Below are 15,176 nucleotides of genomic sequence, written 5' to 3' on the forward strand. Positions count from 1 at the left end.
TTATACTGTGAGAATACTTAAACTAAAGAAACTCCTGCTCATGTTTCCAGATACTGCACTAACACCACAAACGATTTACCTCAAAGATTACACGCCAGCCCCTTATCAGGCATCCCATATCAATCTCACTTTTGAGTTGTTCGAGGATAGGACCATTGTCAGGTCCGAAGTGCTGTACATCAAAAACCCTGCCGGCATTTCAAATCGTCTTGTATTGAACGGACAGGATCAGGCTGTCCTCTCTGTTGAACTGAATGGCGCACCATTTGATGGGTACAAACTCGAAGGCGATCAATTGATCATCGAAGGTGCGGGTGACAAATTCAGCCTCTCCATTACCTCCGAGATACATCCCGAATCCAATACCGCGCTTGAAGGCTTATATAGATCGCAAGGCACATTCTGCACACAGTGCGAGGCCGAAGGATTCCGGCGGATTACTTACTTCCAGGACCGCCCGGATGTATTGAGTATCTTCTCCGTACGCATCGAGGCGGATAAAAACCAATATCCTGTGCTGCTTTCCAATGGCAACCTGGTTGATTCAGGTGACCTGGAGCATGGCCGTCACTTCACCGCATGGCATGATCCATTCCCGAAGCCATGTTATCTCTTTGCATTGGTTGCCGGTGATCTGGTCCGGATTGCTGATACATTCCAAACTGGGTCTGGCCGCAATGTGGACTTGCATATCTATGTCAGGAGCGGGGACGAGGGCCAATGTGCGCATGCCATGGAATCGCTCAAAAAGGCCATGAAATGGGATGAGGACAAATACGGACGGGAATACGAGCTCGACCTGTTCAACATCGTGGCGGTCAGCGATTTCAACATGGGGGCGATGGAAAACACATCGCTTAACATCTTCAATACCAAGCTGGTGCTCGCCCATCAGGAAACCGCCACCGACACTGACTTCATCAGCGTCGAGGCCGTGATTGCGCATGAGTACTTCCATAACTGGACTGGCAACCGCGTGACTTGCCGCGACTGGTTCCAGCTATCGCTGAAAGAAGGCCTGACCGTGTTCCGCGACCAGGAATTCAGTGCGGACATGAACTCGCGTGCCGTGCAGCGCATCGACGACGTTGACCAGTTGCGCCGGCTGCAATTCCCTGAAGATGCCAGTCCATTGGCCCATTCCGTGCAACCCGACCACTTCATCGAGATCAGCAATTTCTACACCATGACGGTGTATGAAAAGGGCTCTGAGCTCATTCGCATGCAGCATACCCTGCTGGGTGCAGAGTCATACCGCAAGGCCACCGACCTCTACTTTGAGCGCTATGACGGGCACGCAGTCACCATCAACGATTTTGTACAATGCATGGCCGATGCCTCGGGCCGCGACATGTCCCAGTTCTTCCTGTGGTACAAGCAGGCTGGCACGCCGGTTTTGAAAGCGACTGGACGCTATGACCATGAGGCGCATCAATACACGCTGACATTAACGCAATCCCAGCCGGACACGCCGGGCCAGACCGGTAAAAAGCCGTTGCATATTCCTGTTGCCGTGGGTCTGCTCGATGAGGAAGGCAATGAAACGCATCCCACCCAGGTGCTTGAAATGACCGAGCAGGTACAAAGCTTTGCTTTCGAGAATATCCATTCCCGTCCGGTGCCTTCCATCCTGCGCGGATTCTCTGCCCCGGTGAAATTGACCACCGATTTGAGTGACGATGACCTGCGCCTGCTGCAACTCATGGATACCGACGGATTCAATAAGTGGGAAGCAGGGCAAACCATTGCGCTGCGCACTATCCAGCGCGTGATGGCAAACCCTGAAGCTGATATTGCCCAATTCATCGGTGATTTCGGCGTCCTGCTCGACCAGGGCATTCGGAATGAAGTCGACAATGCCTTGCTGGCACGCGCTTTATCCCTGCCCTCCATTGCTGTCATTGCACAAGCCCAGGACATTGTTGACCCTGCCGCTATTGACCTCGCACGCACTGTCATTCTCAAGGCCATCAAGGGGACCCACAAAGATACTTTAGCCCGCCTATATGAGCAAAATCGCAGCACAGGTGAATTCTCCATCACACCGCATGCTATGGGCCGCAGGGCACTGCAGAACACCGTGCTGGAATTATTGACCGTGACCAATGGCACCGGATGTGCCGCCAGGGCCAAGGCACATTATGACAATGCCGACAACATGACAGACCGCGTTGCGGCATTATCCTGCCTGTCCGACAGCACCCAACCACAACGCGATGAAGTCTTTTCCGACTTCCATCACCGGTTCAAGGATTACCAGCTCGTCGTGGACAAATGGTTTTCGCTGCAGGCTATTGCCAACCGGGAAGCCATATTCGAGGACTTCGCAAGACTGCGCCGGCATCCGGAATTCAATATCAAGAACCCCAATCGCGTGCGGGCGCTTTACTCGGCATTCGCAGTGAATAACCCTGCCAAGTTTCATGATCCAAGCGGCCAGGGCTACGCAATCATCAGGGACGCGATTATTGAATTGAACGCGATCAACCCGCAAATCGCTTCCCGCCAGGTAACCCCTTTCCGTGAATGGAGGCGTTACACGCCGGTGCTCCAGGCCCAAATGAAAGCCGCGCTTCAAACCATCATGGATGCTCCCAACCTTTCTAACGATGTGTTCGAGGTCGTGAGCAAATGCTTGAAATGATCAGTATTATTGAGTCTTCACTCATGCTTTCATTTTTTATTTAGTGCAATGTAGGGAGTCTTTAACATTGGTGAATACCTCGCACGGGTTCTGCCCGTGCAAGCCAGCCGCCATGGCCATGATCAGCGCCAACGAAAGGCACACCAAATTGTTCTGCAGTTCGTATTCCTTGCGCGGGTGGATATTGGGATTATAGAAAAATGGTGAGTCAATGCCGGATGCCAGCATGGCTTCCATGACCTCACGGGCATGAAGGTAAAAGCATTTTATTCTGTCTGTTGGATCGGGGAAGCGGGTTGAGTTTGAAATCCCTGGGTTCGCTCATGCCTTATGTTCCTGCATGTCATGTCTTGCTTGTGCCAATTCGACAAAAGCCTTGACGTAATCAATGTGTGCATCGGACTCACGGATACCGAGGAAAATCTGTTTGGCGATGCCGTGCTTACCCAGCCTGACTGGGGCGACATCAAACTTGGTTGTGTATTCGCTCACCAACCAGCGTGGCAATGCCGCAACACCGCGCCCACTTGCCACCATCTGCAGCATGATGTCGGTGGTTTCGATCGGCTTATGGCGCTTGGGGCTGATGCCGGCTGGCATCATGAATTGCGTATAGATATCGAGCCTGTCAATCTCAACCGGATAGGTAATCAAGGTTTCTTCCGCGAGTTGTTCGGGCTGGATGAAACCTGCATTGCGCAACCGGTGCTGCGGCCCGACCACCAACACTTGCTCATAATCGAATACAGGCTGGAAATGCAGGCCAGTTTTGTAAAGAGGGTCCGGGGTGACCAGCATGTCTATCTCGTAGCCGAAGAGCGCGCCTATGCCGCCAAACTGGAATTTCTGTTTCACATCCACATCGACATCCGGCCAAGCTGCCAAGTAGGGTGAAACCACCTTGAGCAGCCATTGATAGCAGGGGTGGCATTCCATGCCGATGCGCAACGTGCCGCGCTCCCCTTGGGAAAACTGGCGCAGGCGCTCTTCCGCAAGCGTCAATTGGGGCAGCACCCGGTTAGCCACTTCTAGCAGATACTGCCCTGATTGTGTCAGGCGCAGGCTGCGCCCTTCGCGTAGCCAGATATCAGTACCCAACTGCTGTTCCAGTTTTTTCATACTATGGCTCAGCGCTGATTGTGTCAGGCACAACACATTTGCCGCAGCAGTCAGCGAGCCTTGCTTCTCGACTTCCTGGATAATAGTTAAATGGATTCTGTCTAACATAACGTATGAATAATATTCATCAATTTGTGAAATAAAACCATTTTACCTCATGATTGTATCTCTCTACCATGATGTTATTCCAATTCAGAGTCCGGAGATTCATCATGACCACTATCCATAACCTTGGATTCCCACGCATTGGTGCCAAGCGTGAATTGAAGTTTGCATTAGAATCGTATTGGAAAGGCGAGACATCCCGCAATGAACTGAAATCACTCGGCACAACCTTGCGCAAGCACCACTGGGAGGCTCAGTCTGGGCTGAACCTTGTGCCCGTTGGCGATTTTTCCTTCTATGATCAAGTGCTCGACATGAGCTTTACACTGGGCAACCTGCCGGAGCGCGTGCGTGATTTTCACGGCGATGCGCTGGATAACTATTTCCGCGTGGCACGCGGCCGCTCAGCACAGTCTGCAGAGGAACATGCTGCGTGCTGCGGCGGTGTTGCAGCTGGCGAGATGACCAAGTGGTTTGATACCAACTACCACTATATCGTCCCGGAATTCAACGCCAATACTGAATTCAAGCTTGATACATCCCGCCTGCTGGAACACTTGGCTGAAGCCCGGGCTCAGGATGTCAAAGCAAAGCCTGTCATTATCGGCCCGGTTACTTACCTGGCGCTTGGCAAGGCCAAGGATGATTCCGACAAGCTCGCCTTACTGCCACGCCTACTGCCTGTGTATGCGCAGCTGCTGGAAATACTGGCTGCACAGGACATTGACTGGGTACAGGTTGATGAACCGATCCTGGTCACTGAACTGGATAACAAATGGCAGGAAGCGTTCAAGACAGCCTATGACTATTTCAAGAATGTAAAAGTCAAACTGCTGCTGGCAACCTATTTCGGCCAATTGCTGGAAAACCGTGAGCTTGTGGCCAGCCTTCCTGTAGCTGGCTTGCATATTGACGCAATCAACGGACGCGAAGATATCCAGCCGCTGCTTAATCTGTTGCCAGCAGAAAAAGTATTGTCTCTGGGCGTCATTAATGGCCGCAACATCTGGAAGACAGATATCAATGCAGTTCTGGACTGGGTTGAGCCGCTGGCGCAACAACTGGGCGACCGCTTGTGGATCGCGCCATCCTGCTCCTTGCTGCATGTACCGGTAGACCTCGACAGCGAACAACGACTGGATGGAGAAGTAAAATCCTGGCTAGCCTTTGCCATGCAGAAGCTTGATGAATTAAAGATACTGGCTGCGGCGCTGCGCAATGGCCGGGCATCAGTCAAGCAAGCGCTGGATGCCAACCAGGCGGCAATCGAGGCCCGCGGCAATTCGCACCGTGTGAACAACCCGGCAGTGAAGGCTGCCCTGGGCGAGCTGAATGCTGCACTTGGCCAGCGCAAGAGCCCTTATGCCCAACGCGCACCCAAGCAGGCCGCCTCCCTGAAGCTGCCGCTTTACCCAACCACGACCATTGGTTCATTCCCGCAAACGCCGGATATCCGCCAGGCGCGCAGCCAGTTCAAGGCTGGCACGCTGGATGAGACAGGCTACAAGGCGGCGATGCAGGACGAGATCGCCCGCAGTGTTCGAGAACAGGAAGCACTCGGCCTTGATGTTTTAGTGCATGGCGAAGCAGAACGTAACGACATGGTGGAGTATTTCGGCGAACAACTGGAAGGCTATGCCTTCAGCCAGTATGGCTGGGTACAGTCCTACGGTTCACGTTGCGTGAAGCCGCCCATCCTGTTCGGTGACATCAGCCGCCCTCGCCCTATGACCGTGGAATGGATCAAATATGCGCAATCACTGACCAGCAAGCCCATGAAAGGCATGCTGACTGGCCCGGTGACCATTCTCAACTGGTCCTTTGTGCGCGACGACCAGCCTCGCTCAGTCAGTTGCTATCAGCTCGCACTGGCCATCCGTGCAGAAGTGCTTGACCTGGAGAAAGCCGGTGTCCATGTCATCCAGATCGACGAGGCCGCATTGCGTGAAGGCCTGCCATTGCGCAAATCCCAGTGGAAGGAATACCTGGACTGGGCAGTGGAATCGTTCCGCATCACGGCTAATGGCGTTGAAGACGAAACACAGATCCACACCCATATGTGCTACTCGGAGTTCAATGACATCATCGCCTCGATTGCGGATATGGATGCTGACGTGATCACGATTGAAACCTCGCGCTCGGACATGGAGCTGCTGGATGCTTTCGACAATTTCAACTATCCCAATGAGATCGGGCCAGGCGTCTATGACATCCACTCGCCCAATATCCCATCTCAAGAGCACATTGTGCAGTTGATGAAGAAAGCAGCAGAGCGCATCCCGGCCGAACGCCTGTGGGTGAATCCTGATTGCGGCTTGAAGACGCGTCAGTGGACAGAAGCTATTCCGGCTTTGACCAATATGGTTGCCGCTGCGAAAACCCTGCGCGCCTGAACTTATCGGCTATTGCAATGTATGTAGCCTCTTGACCTAACAAGTGGATCGCCATGAGCGGTCTACTTGTTTTAATACGCCTAGTAAACAGTCCAACCAGGACGGTATCCATGAAACACTCTCATACAATTCTGTGAAGATATAAAGAAGGTCTCTATATTTAACGGATATCAAAGCAGTGGAAATTAGTGATAGCAGTCTGGGCTTTAAATTTATGCTTGATTGCATGCGGGTATAGCCAGGCCTATTTGCAGAGATAGGTGGATGATCCATTGTTTAAGATAGGGTATCAAAACAGGTCAATTGGTCAGATTTTGCACAACTATTTTCCTTCAAATGCGCCTATTAACGTTATCTATCTGGCGACAAGGTCAAAAAATAAAGGGCTGCATATCTGCAGCCCTCTAAGTCTTCAAACTATATCCGTGAGTTAAATGCCATTCTCTCGTGGCATATATCACTAAGCCTTTTTAACGAGTGTTAGACCAGTTCTCTTGGCCTTCAATAACACTTCGATTACTTCGGGGGCAGTAACCTTGTGCAGCTTGATGACTTCATTTAGTTTCTCAATCAGCTCAGGTATCCCCTCACTTTTTGAATCCAAAGAAGTAGGAGTTTCCAAAGCCTCTAGTTTAGCTTGCAAATCTGCAATCTTCTGTTGAAGTTTTGCACGACGATCACCTGTAGCCATTTCACCTCTCAATGATATTTGTTAGGAATCGATATTATATCAATCAAATCAACGGATAGTGTAAATAGAAAAAAAGTGACGTGAATTTATTAAAATATCGCGAAGTATCTGACAGCAGAAATGAGCCAATTTAAAGAGCAATAGTGATAAATTTTCCAGGATAAAATTAGATTAGGTGCTGGAACATGACAGACTTATAAAACATCGCCAAGCCAGTCAGCACATGATTTACGGCACTGAATACCCGAAGAAAATATAGATAATCGCAACATTAAGAGAATTGATTGGCTTGAGCCCAATACTGTCACAATTGCTCGACTCCGCATTGATTCAGATTGATTGCCAGAATACATGCCGGTAAAGATTAATAAGGTTAGGAATCTAGCTTGCACTCGCAGAAGCAAGAGCACTACAAGTACCTGTCATTCATATTCAGCAGGACAATGATGAACTATAGCGGCGGATACAGTAGAGAAAATAATTCGTATCTACTTTGCAATGATGAGCCATTAACAACAGATAAAACGCACACAAGCTCATGTCTAACTCCCATTTTCAAATGGCTAATCAATCCCTGCAATCCCCACACCGCGTTACAATCCGATCTCTGCTTTAGATTGCCAGTACTTCAAATGATCGCAGCCAAAATCAGAGACTTGTTATTTCCGCAATCCTGCCTGCTATGTTCGAATAGGCAAGCAGGTCCTATAGGTATTTGCCATAGCTGCCTGGATGACATGCCGTGGCACATTGATAATGTCTGCCCCCAATGTGCATTGCCGAGTGTGAGTAATCATCTATGCGGACGCTGCCTACAGAAACCACCAGCCTTTGATGCCACCCTCAGCCTGTTTCAATACCAATATCCTGTTTCAGCGATGCTGCAGCAATATAAATATGGGCAGATGCTGACCCTGGCGCAGACCTGGGGGGAGATCCTGGCAATGCGTATTGGAGAACGAGTATTGCCGGACCGCATCATCCCTATGCCATTACACAAAAAACGCCTGCAGGAACGCGGATTCAACCAATCCATGGAAATCGCCAGGACACTCAGCAGGCATCTGAATGTTCCCCTGGATATCAGCTCATGCATGCGTACCAGGTTCACACCGCCACAAGCCAGCCTGCCTTACAAGGAACGTATCAGGAACATGCATGATGCCTTTAGCTGTGAACAAAACCTGCAGGGACTACGTATTGCGCTGCTGGATGATGTCATGACAACCGGCGCAAGTCTCAACGCGTTGGCAAAAACAGTGAAATCCGCAGGCGCGAGCCATGTAGAATGCTGGATTATTGCCCGTACTTTCACTCCCTGACCCATGTTTGATATCGTTTTATACCAACCTGAAATCCCGCCCAATACCGGCAATATCATCCGCTTATGCGCCAACAGCGGCACCCGGCTGCATCTGGTCAAACCACTGGGTTTCGCTCTCGAGGACAAGCAGCTGAAACGCGCAGGGCTGGATTACCACGAATATGCCAGTCTACAGGTACATTTAGACTGGCAGGCCTGCAAGCAAGCATTAGCCGGACATCGCATGTTTGCCATGACGACAAAGGGCAGCACCCGTCATAACGATATACGGTTTGAGCCTGGGGATGTATTTGTATTTGGTCCGGAAACACGCGGACTGCCTGAGGAAATACGTGCAGAATTCAGCCCGGAGCACAGAGTGCGCCTGCCCATGATGCCGGAAAGTCGGAGCCTCAACCTGTCAAACTCGGCTGCCATCCTGCTTTATGAAGCCTGGCGCCAGCATGACTTTGCTGGCGGGCTATAAAATACAGTCAATAAAAAAGCACCTGCCCAGTGCTTTTCAGCGTTACAAAAACTCGGATTTTTGCTCTCGGCTCAGCAGGTTTTCCACCGCTTGGCGCGGTGAACGCCCATGAGATAGTACCTGGTCGACTTCATGGGTGATGGGCATTTCCACTCCCAGCTGGGTAGCACGCTTGATCACTTCCCGGGCCGTGTGCACGCCTTCAGCAACGTGCCCCAGAGTCTGGAGGATTTCCTGCAAGGTCTGGCCATTTGCAAGGCGCAAGCCGACTTCCCGATTACGAGAGTACTGGCCAGTACAGGTGAGTATCAAGTCGCCAGCCCCGGTCAGTCCCATAAAGGTCTCTTTGGCACCGCCCAGGGCAACGCCAAACCGTGTCATTTCAGCGATGCCACGTGTAATCAGTGCCGCACGAGCATTATTGCCACATTGCATTCCATCACTGATGCCTGCTGCAATCGCCAGCACGTTTTTCAATGCGCCCCCGACCGAAACTCCGGCCACATCGGTGCTGGTATATACACGGAAATTACCACCATGCAGCATGGCACCAGCGTGTGCCGCGAATTCAGCATCATTCGCTGCCAAGGTCACCGCTGTCGGCAACCCGCGCACCAGCTCGGCTGCAAAACTTGGGCCGGACAATACGCCCCAGTGACGGCTATCGCCAAGCTCATCCTGGGCAACTTCATGTGGCAACTTGGCAGTTGCTGCTTCCAGCCCCTTGGAAGCCCAGATCACTGGCGCATCGCTGCCCAGCCTCTTGATTTCCTTGAGGGTATTGCGGAAGCCATTGGTCGGCACCACGGAAACAATCAGCTCGGCGCCATCCAGTGCCTTGGCGAGGTCGCCTTCAACTGTCAACTGATCGCCAAAAGCAAAATCGCCAAGATATTGAATATTGGCACGCGTGATCTGCATATCCATGATATGCGCCTGATTACGCGTCCATAATGAAACCTGGTGCTGGCGGCTGATTTGCAGGGCTAATGCCGTGCCCCATGCGCCAGCGCCTAAAACTGAAATTTTCATAAGAGCGCTACTTAAAAACCTGCATCAGAAGCCCCATAACGAGGATGAAAGCACGTAGCCGGTCAAACCATCACGATGCTTGACCTTGATCCATCCATTCACAGGTGGTTCTAGCATGTCCAGCACAACATCCTTGTCCAAACGTCCCAGCAAGGTAGAACTGGCATCAGCCGTCTGGCGCAGGTCAGCCTGAACGCCCTTGACCAGCACAGTACGCTTGGTTGCCAATTGCTGGGCTTCTACCCAATTCAGTCCGCCCTGCGCATCACGCACCTTGAGCCAGTCGCCGAGATTGACGATTACCTCAACCGGATAGCCTTGACCAAGAATAAATGTTTTCTTGCCTTGGGCAGAAGGCGCATCATAAAGCACGGCCTTGGGAACGGAGATAGAACGAAATTCCAATGCCGACGCCACAGCGGGCAGCAGCATTGGAATGCAGGCAAACGCCACCCAGGCGGCATTTGTCAGCTTAGTGCGTAGTTGCGCCATTAGCCTTTGCCTGCTCTTCTTTTTGTTGCGCGTACAACGCTTCGAAGTTAACAGGATTCAACAGCACTGGTGGGAAACCAGCGCGTGTCACGATATCGGAAATGGTTTCGCGGGCATATGGGAAAATGATATTTGGACAAGTCACACCAAGAATCACTTCAATGTTTTCTTCCGGCACATTACGGATCTGGAAGATACCAGCCTGGGCTACTTCCACCAGGAACACGGTTTTCTCGCCTACCTTGGAAGTCACCGTCACAGTGACGACAACTTCATAAATACCATCATCAAGCTTGGCTGTGGCATTGCTTAGCTCAATTGCCACTTGTGGCGCTTCACGTTGGATAAAAATTTGGGGGGCGTGCGGAATTTCGAGCGAGAGGTCTTTTACATAGACTTTCTCGATACCAAATGCCGGTTGCTGCTCTTGTGCTTGTGCTGCCTGTTCTTCTGCCATGTCTCTTCCCTAATCGAGTCAATGCTTGCGCATATCCTCATTCATTAATGATTAAAAATAAAAACTACTATCAAAAAACTAGTGTTGCATTCTATCCGCTTACGCGCGGCTTTTAAACCATAAATCCGTGAAACTATTTCGCAAGCAACGCATCCAGCTTGCCTGCCATATCCAGCGCGCGCAAATCGTCAAAACCACCCACATGCAGGTCATCAATATAAATTTGCGGTACAGTGCGCCTGCCAGTCTGCTCCATCATTTTTATGCGCAATTCAGGCTCCAGGTCGACCCTGACTTTATTGATTTCATTCACGCCCTTGCTTTGCAGCAAACGCTCTGCATTCATGCAGTAAGGGCAAAAGCCCGTGGTGTACATCAACACATTCGCCATGATTATGCTTTCACAACCGGCAATTTGGCATCCTGCCAAGCCTTGATGCCGCCTTGCAGTTGATGCACCTGCTTGAACTCATTCTTGACGAGGATATCAGTCGCCTTCGCCGAACGCTGACCAGACTGGCAATACACCAGCACTGGCTTGTCCTTGAGTTTCACGAGTTCCTTCAATCTTTCCTGCAACTGTGCCACCGGAATATGCTTGGCATCGGTAATATGCCCTGCAGCAAACTCTGCATCATCCCGCACATCCAGCACCACCGCGTGTGAACGATTGATCAGCAGCACAGCGTCATTGGCACTGATGCTGGCAATACCACCCGCACCTCGCCTGATCAAAGGCCACAACAGCATGAGGCCAGAGCCGACGGCCAAGCCTATCAGCAATGCATTTTTAGTCAGAAAATCCACAATTCCCTTTCAGATGCTATTTCAGTCTATATTGTAACCAATAACGTTAATCAATATTTGCGACCATTCTGTCCGAGATGATGGCAGGCCGACAAGAATTCAACCCCCATCATGGATAAAATCTCTTGGCAGAGACCGGTATACGGCAAATAGGCAAGATTTATTGGGCAAAATTCTCTAAAATATCAGGCATTCCCTTGAACCAACCTGGAATTTAGACCGCAATGAAAGTAACACCTGCCTTACTCGTGATACTCGATGGTTTCGGCTATCGCGAAGACTCTCAAGACAACGCGATTGCCCTGGCAAACACTCCAAACTGGGACAGGTTGTGGCATGACTATCCACACACACTGATCAATGCCTCAGAAACCTTTGTCGGCTTGCCTAACGGCCAGATGGGAAACTCTGAGGTCGGCCATCTCAACATCGGTGCCGGCAGGGTAGTGTTCCAGGACTTCGAGCGCATTAATCGCTCGATTACTTCCGGGGAGTATTTCCAGAACCCGGTACTGCTTGAAGCGGTAGGCAAGGCAAAGGCAAACGGCAAAGCGGTGCATATCCTGGGACTGGTATCGGACGGCGGCGTACACAGCCACCAGGATCATATCCACGCCACCATCGAGATGGCCGTGAGATCCGGCGTGGAAAAAGTCTACGTGCATGCATTCCTTGATGGTCGCGACACTCCTCCCATCAGCGCCAAGCCTTACCTACACAAACTGGAAGATGCGTGTGCTCGCATTGGTGGCGGCAAGGTGGTATCCATCTGCGGCCGCTTTTATGCAATGGACCGCGATAAGCGCTGGCCACGTGTGGAAGCTGCCTACAACCTGATTACCGATGGGGAGGGAGAATTCACTGCCAGTAGCGCAATTGCCGGTCTTGAAGCTGCCTATGCCCGTGAGGAAAAAGATGAATTCGTCAAGGCGACAGCTATCGTTGCGCCTGGCAGCGCACCGGTTAAAATGGAAGATGGAGATGTGATTATTTTCGTCAATTTCCGCTCAGACCGCGCACGACAACTCACACATGCCTTGCTGGATCCTGACTTTGAAGGCTTCAACCGCCGGCGCCAGCCGCAACTTGCAGGTTTTTATACGCTGACACTCTATGACAAGGCCGAAACCCGTGCCAAGCCGATTTTTGCGCCTGTTGAAATCCGCAACACCTTTGGCGAATATGTTGCCAATCAGGGCCTGACCCAGTTAAGGATTGCCGAAACCGAGAAATACCCCCACGTCACATTCTTCTTCAATGGCGGCGAGGAGCAGGTATTTGCAGGCGAGGACCGGATACTGGTGCCCTCCCCCAAGGTCGCCACCTACGACCTGCAGCCGGAAATGAGCGCATTTGAGCTGACAGACAAGCTGGAAGCCGCCATTCTCAGCGGGAAATACGATGCCATCATCTGCAATTATGCCAACTGCGACATGGTAGGGCACTCTGGCGACATCGATGCCTCAATCAAGGCGGTGGAGACCATAGATACCTGCATAAACCGCATCGTCAAGGCCATGGAGAGCATAGGCGGCCAGATGATCATTACCGCAGACCACGGCAATGTGGAAATGATGCGGGACTACGAAAACAACCAGCCGCATACTCAGCACACCACCAATCTGGTACCACTGGTATTTGTCGGTAGAGCTGCTTCCCTCGCCGTTCCGGGTACTGGCTCCCTGTGTGACCTGGCACCATCATTGCTGGCAATGATGGGCTTGCCGCAGCCTCAGGAAATGACCGGCAAGTCATTGGTAAGCTTTACGGAAACGCCTGAAAAGTAATATGCGCAACAGCTGGCGAATCCTCTTGCTGGCTGCCTCCCTGGCAGCCCAGCAAAACGCCTTGGCGGCCAAAACCGACAAACCGGTGGAAAAACCCAAGGAAGCCCTGGATGAAATCCACCAGCGTCTGGAGTCCTTGAAAAAAGAACTGGATAGCTCCAAAGAGGCACATGCCGAAGCCGCAGATGGCTTAAAAAAAAGTGAAAAGGCTATCAGTGAGGCCAACCGCAAGCTAAATGACCTCAATCAGCAACAACGTGAAAGCAATGAAAAATTGCAGGCACTGGAGCAGCAAAGATCTGCTCATGAAACCGAGCTTGGACAACAGCAAAAACTGTTAAGCCAGCAGTTTTATCAACAGTATCTCAAAGGCCAGCCCAGCCAGGTACAAGTATTCCTCCAGCAACAGGACCCCAACTCTGCCGCACGACAATTGCATTACTACCGCTATGTTTCACGCGCGCGCAATCAACTGATTGCTTCGGTGCAAAGCAATATATCCAAGCTGGAATTGCTGAATGCCGAAACCAGCCAAACACTGGAAAGACTGGACTCGCTGAAGGATCAGCAGGAAAAGGAACGGCAAGAACTGCAACATCAAAAGACTGAGCGCGATAAACTAGTCAAGCAACTATCCAGCAAGATCAGCGCCCAACGCAATGAAATAGACAAACTCAAGCGCGATGAACAAAGACTGACGCAATTGATGGAACGTCTGGCAAAAGCCGCCAGAGAACAGGCCGCGCGCGAAAAAGCAGCCCGTGAGAAAGCCGAACGGGAAGCGGCACGTCAGGCCAAGGAGCAACAAGCTGACAAATCCACTGGCATGCCTCCCAAAAATACGCGCAAACCCTCCACCTCGGTCGGGCGCAACGACACTTTACCCAGCAACGCATTTGACGGCACCAGCTTTGCCTCGCTCAAAGGCAAGCTGAACCTGCCAGTGCGGGGAGAAATCACCAACCGCTTCGGCAGCAGCCGGGAAGATACGGGAATTTCATGGAAAGGCCTGTTTATCAAGGCTAATGAAGGCAGCGACGTCAAAGCCGTGGCCAGCGGACAGGTCGTTTTTGCCGATTGGCTACGCGGCTTTGGTAACCTGATGATCATCGACCATGGCAGTGGTTACATGAGCCTGTATGGAAACAACCAGGCCTTATTGAAACAAGCAGGCGAGAACGTCAAGGGCGGGGACACTGTCGCCGCTGTAGGCAACAGTGGCGGCAACGAGCAGCATGGCGTCTATTTTGAATTACGTTACCAGAGCAAGCCATTTGACCCGCTGAGCTGGAGCGTGGTGAAATAAATCTCCGCTACTGCAACACCCATAAAAGCACTCAGACTTCCCTGAATAAAGTTGCAATCAAACAGCGGCAGTCAACTACTCCCCCAGCAGATGCAACAGCACCTTGCGTGTATGAGCCATGCTGCGATGCTCATAAAGAAAAATCCCCTGCCATGCCCCCAACGCAACCTTGCCTCCAGTCACCGGGATGGAAAGGCTGGTTTGCGTCAAGGCAGACCGTACATGGGCAGGCATGTCATCAGGGCCTTCTGCCGTATGGATGAACAAGGGATCACCATCCGGTACCAATCTGGCAAAAAAACTTTCCATATCCACCAACACATCTGAGTCATAATTTTCATTGATCAATAAGCTGGCAGAAGTATGCTGGATATAAAGCGTCAGCAAGCCGCTATTAATTTCAGAGTCTGCCACCCAACGCGTAATAGGCGGGGTAATGTCATAAAGACGACGTCCATGGGTTTTCTGGATGATCTGGTGATGTTGCTGCTGCATGGTCGCTCCTGAACTGTAGAAAACATTGCCCTTACAGTATACCGGCTCAGGAAAAGCT

Annotated in this window: 15 protein-coding genes; 6 read left to right on the top strand and 9 right to left on the bottom strand. The window is 51.4% G+C overall.

The features are described 5' to 3' along the window. The first annotated feature begins 40 nt into the window (after positions 1–40). The gene (gene pepN / locus LG200_RS10825) at positions 41–2,644 is read left to right on the top strand and encodes an aminopeptidase N (RefSeq protein ID WP_226757642.1); all 2,604 of its coding nucleotides are present in this window, start codon (positions 41–43) and stop codon (positions 2,642–2,644) included. 36 nt (positions 2,645–2,680) lie between these two features. Here the strand turns inward: pepN and LG200_RS10830 are convergent, their stop codons facing one another. Both LG200_RS10830 and LG200_RS10835 read right to left on the bottom strand, forming a co-directional pair. Then, positions 2,681–2,881 (bottom strand): hypothetical protein, encoded by a 201-nt coding sequence (locus LG200_RS10830; protein WP_226757643.1) that lies wholly within the window; start codon positions 2,879–2,881, stop codon positions 2,681–2,683. An 84-nt stretch (positions 2,882–2,965) separates the two neighbouring features. After that, positions 2,966–3,871, bottom strand: coding sequence for a LysR family transcriptional regulator (locus LG200_RS10835; RefSeq protein ID WP_226757644.1), 906 nt, complete (start codon positions 3,869–3,871; stop codon positions 2,966–2,968). Positions 3,872–3,975: 104 nt separating this feature from the next. On the opposite strand from LG200_RS10835, the gene metE reads away from it, so the two are divergent. Then, a complete protein-coding gene (gene metE / locus LG200_RS10840; RefSeq protein WP_226757645.1) occupies positions 3,976–6,261 on the top strand; it encodes a 5-methyltetrahydropteroyltriglutamate--homocysteine S-methyltransferase in 2,286 nt (761 codons plus the stop codon). A 460-nt stretch (positions 6,262–6,721) separates the two neighbouring features. On the opposite strand, the gene LG200_RS10845 is transcribed toward metE, so the two are convergent. Next, the gene (locus LG200_RS10845) at positions 6,722–6,952 is read right to left on the bottom strand and encodes a hypothetical protein (RefSeq protein ID WP_226757646.1); all 231 of its coding nucleotides are present in this window, start codon (positions 6,950–6,952) and stop codon (positions 6,722–6,724) included. Positions 6,953–7,584: 632 nt separating this feature from the next. Between LG200_RS10845 and LG200_RS10850 the strand changes: the two genes are divergently transcribed. Both LG200_RS10850 and trmL read left to right on the top strand, forming a co-directional pair. Continuing rightward, entirely contained in the window at positions 7,585–8,274 is a 690-nt protein-coding gene (locus LG200_RS10850; RefSeq protein WP_226757647.1) for a ComF family protein, read from the top strand. Positions 8,275–8,277: 3 nt separating this feature from the next. After that, entirely contained in the window at positions 8,278–8,742 is a 465-nt protein-coding gene (gene trmL / locus LG200_RS10855; RefSeq protein ID WP_226757648.1) for a tRNA (uridine(34)/cytosine(34)/5-carboxymethylaminomethyluridine(34)-2'-O)-methyltransferase TrmL, read from the top strand. A 42-nt stretch (positions 8,743–8,784) separates the two neighbouring features. Here trmL and LG200_RS10860 read toward each other — a convergent pair whose 3' ends face one another. The 5 genes from LG200_RS10860 to LG200_RS10880 form a co-directional block, all read right to left on the bottom strand. Further along, complete coding sequence (locus tag LG200_RS10860) at positions 8,785–9,774, bottom strand: NAD(P)H-dependent glycerol-3-phosphate dehydrogenase (protein WP_226757649.1); 990 nt, start codon at positions 9,772–9,774, stop codon at positions 8,785–8,787. 24 nt (positions 9,775–9,798) lie between these two features. Beyond that, positions 9,799–10,266, bottom strand: coding sequence for an SH3 domain-containing protein (locus LG200_RS10865; RefSeq protein ID WP_226757650.1), 468 nt, complete (start codon positions 10,264–10,266; stop codon positions 9,799–9,801). Beyond that, complete coding sequence (gene secB / locus LG200_RS10870) at positions 10,247–10,723, bottom strand: protein-export chaperone SecB (protein WP_226757651.1); 477 nt, start codon at positions 10,721–10,723, stop codon at positions 10,247–10,249. Before secB ends, LG200_RS10865 begins: the two co-directional genes overlap by 20 nt. Before the next feature lie 133 nt (positions 10,724–10,856). Beyond that, entirely contained in the window at positions 10,857–11,114 is a 258-nt protein-coding gene (gene grxC, locus LG200_RS10875; protein WP_226757652.1) for a glutaredoxin 3, read from the bottom strand. A 2-nt stretch (positions 11,115–11,116) separates the two neighbouring features. Further along, entirely contained in the window at positions 11,117–11,530 is a 414-nt protein-coding gene (locus tag LG200_RS10880) for a rhodanese-like domain-containing protein (protein ID WP_226757653.1), read from the bottom strand. Between the two features lie 224 nt (positions 11,531–11,754). Here LG200_RS10880 and gpmI point away from each other — a divergent pair, with 224 nt between their 5' ends. Both gpmI and LG200_RS10890 read left to right on the top strand, forming a co-directional pair. Continuing rightward, the gene (gpmI, locus tag LG200_RS10885; protein ID WP_226757654.1) at positions 11,755–13,317 is read left to right on the top strand and encodes a 2,3-bisphosphoglycerate-independent phosphoglycerate mutase; all 1,563 of its coding nucleotides are present in this window, start codon (positions 11,755–11,757) and stop codon (positions 13,315–13,317) included. Between the two features lies 1 nt (position 13,318). Next, positions 13,319–14,623: a murein hydrolase activator EnvC family protein gene (locus LG200_RS10890; RefSeq protein WP_226757655.1), complete on the top strand. Its 1,305-nt coding sequence runs from the start codon at positions 13,319–13,321 to the stop codon at positions 14,621–14,623. A gap of 75 nt (positions 14,624–14,698) precedes the next feature. Here LG200_RS10890 and LG200_RS10895 read toward each other — a convergent pair whose 3' ends face one another. Next, the gene (locus tag LG200_RS10895) at positions 14,699–15,118 is read right to left on the bottom strand and encodes a secondary thiamine-phosphate synthase enzyme YjbQ (protein WP_226757656.1); all 420 of its coding nucleotides are present in this window, start codon (positions 15,116–15,118) and stop codon (positions 14,699–14,701) included. Between the last annotated feature and the right edge of the window lie 58 nt (positions 15,119–15,176).

Source organism: Methylobacillus caricis (assembly GCF_020532705.1).
Classification (GTDB): domain Bacteria; phylum Pseudomonadota; class Gammaproteobacteria; order Burkholderiales; family Methylophilaceae; genus Methylobacillus; species Methylobacillus caricis.

What these genes read in the sequence shown, in the direction of transcription:
- pepN (WP_226757642.1), top strand. Translation starts at nt 41, where the DNA reads ATGTTTCCAGATACTGCACTAACACCACAAACGATTTACCTCAAAGAT.
- LG200_RS10830 (WP_226757643.1), bottom strand. Translation starts at nt 2,881, where the DNA reads ATGGAAGCCATGCTGGCATCCGGCATTGACTCACCATTTTTCTATAAT.
- LG200_RS10835 (WP_226757644.1), bottom strand. Translation starts at nt 3,871, where the DNA reads ATGTTAGACAGAATCCATTTAACTATTATCCAGGAAGTCGAGAAGCAA.
- metE (WP_226757645.1), top strand. Translation starts at nt 3,976, where the DNA reads ATGACCACTATCCATAACCTTGGATTCCCACGCATTGGTGCCAAGCGT.
- LG200_RS10845 (WP_226757646.1), bottom strand. Translation starts at nt 6,952, where the DNA reads ATGGCTACAGGTGATCGTCGTGCAAAACTTCAACAGAAGATTGCAGAT.
- LG200_RS10850 (WP_226757647.1), top strand. Translation starts at nt 7,585, where the DNA reads ATGATCGCAGCCAAAATCAGAGACTTGTTATTTCCGCAATCCTGCCTG.
- trmL (WP_226757648.1), top strand. Translation starts at nt 8,278, where the DNA reads ATGTTTGATATCGTTTTATACCAACCTGAAATCCCGCCCAATACCGGC.
- LG200_RS10860 (WP_226757649.1), bottom strand. Translation starts at nt 9,774, where the DNA reads ATGAAAATTTCAGTTTTAGGCGCTGGCGCATGGGGCACGGCATTAGCC.
- LG200_RS10865 (WP_226757650.1), bottom strand. Translation starts at nt 10,266, where the DNA reads ATGGCGCAACTACGCACTAAGCTGACAAATGCCGCCTGGGTGGCGTTT.
- secB (WP_226757651.1), bottom strand. Translation starts at nt 10,723, where the DNA reads ATGGCAGAAGAACAGGCAGCACAAGCACAAGAGCAGCAACCGGCATTT.
- grxC (WP_226757652.1), bottom strand. Translation starts at nt 11,114, where the DNA reads ATGGCGAATGTGTTGATGTACACCACGGGCTTTTGCCCTTACTGCATG.
- gpmI (WP_226757654.1), top strand. Translation starts at nt 11,755, where the DNA reads ATGAAAGTAACACCTGCCTTACTCGTGATACTCGATGGTTTCGGCTAT.
- LG200_RS10890 (WP_226757655.1), top strand. Translation starts at nt 13,319, where the DNA reads ATGCGCAACAGCTGGCGAATCCTCTTGCTGGCTGCCTCCCTGGCAGCC.
- LG200_RS10895 (WP_226757656.1), bottom strand. Translation starts at nt 15,118, where the DNA reads ATGCAGCAGCAACATCACCAGATCATCCAGAAAACCCATGGACGTCGT.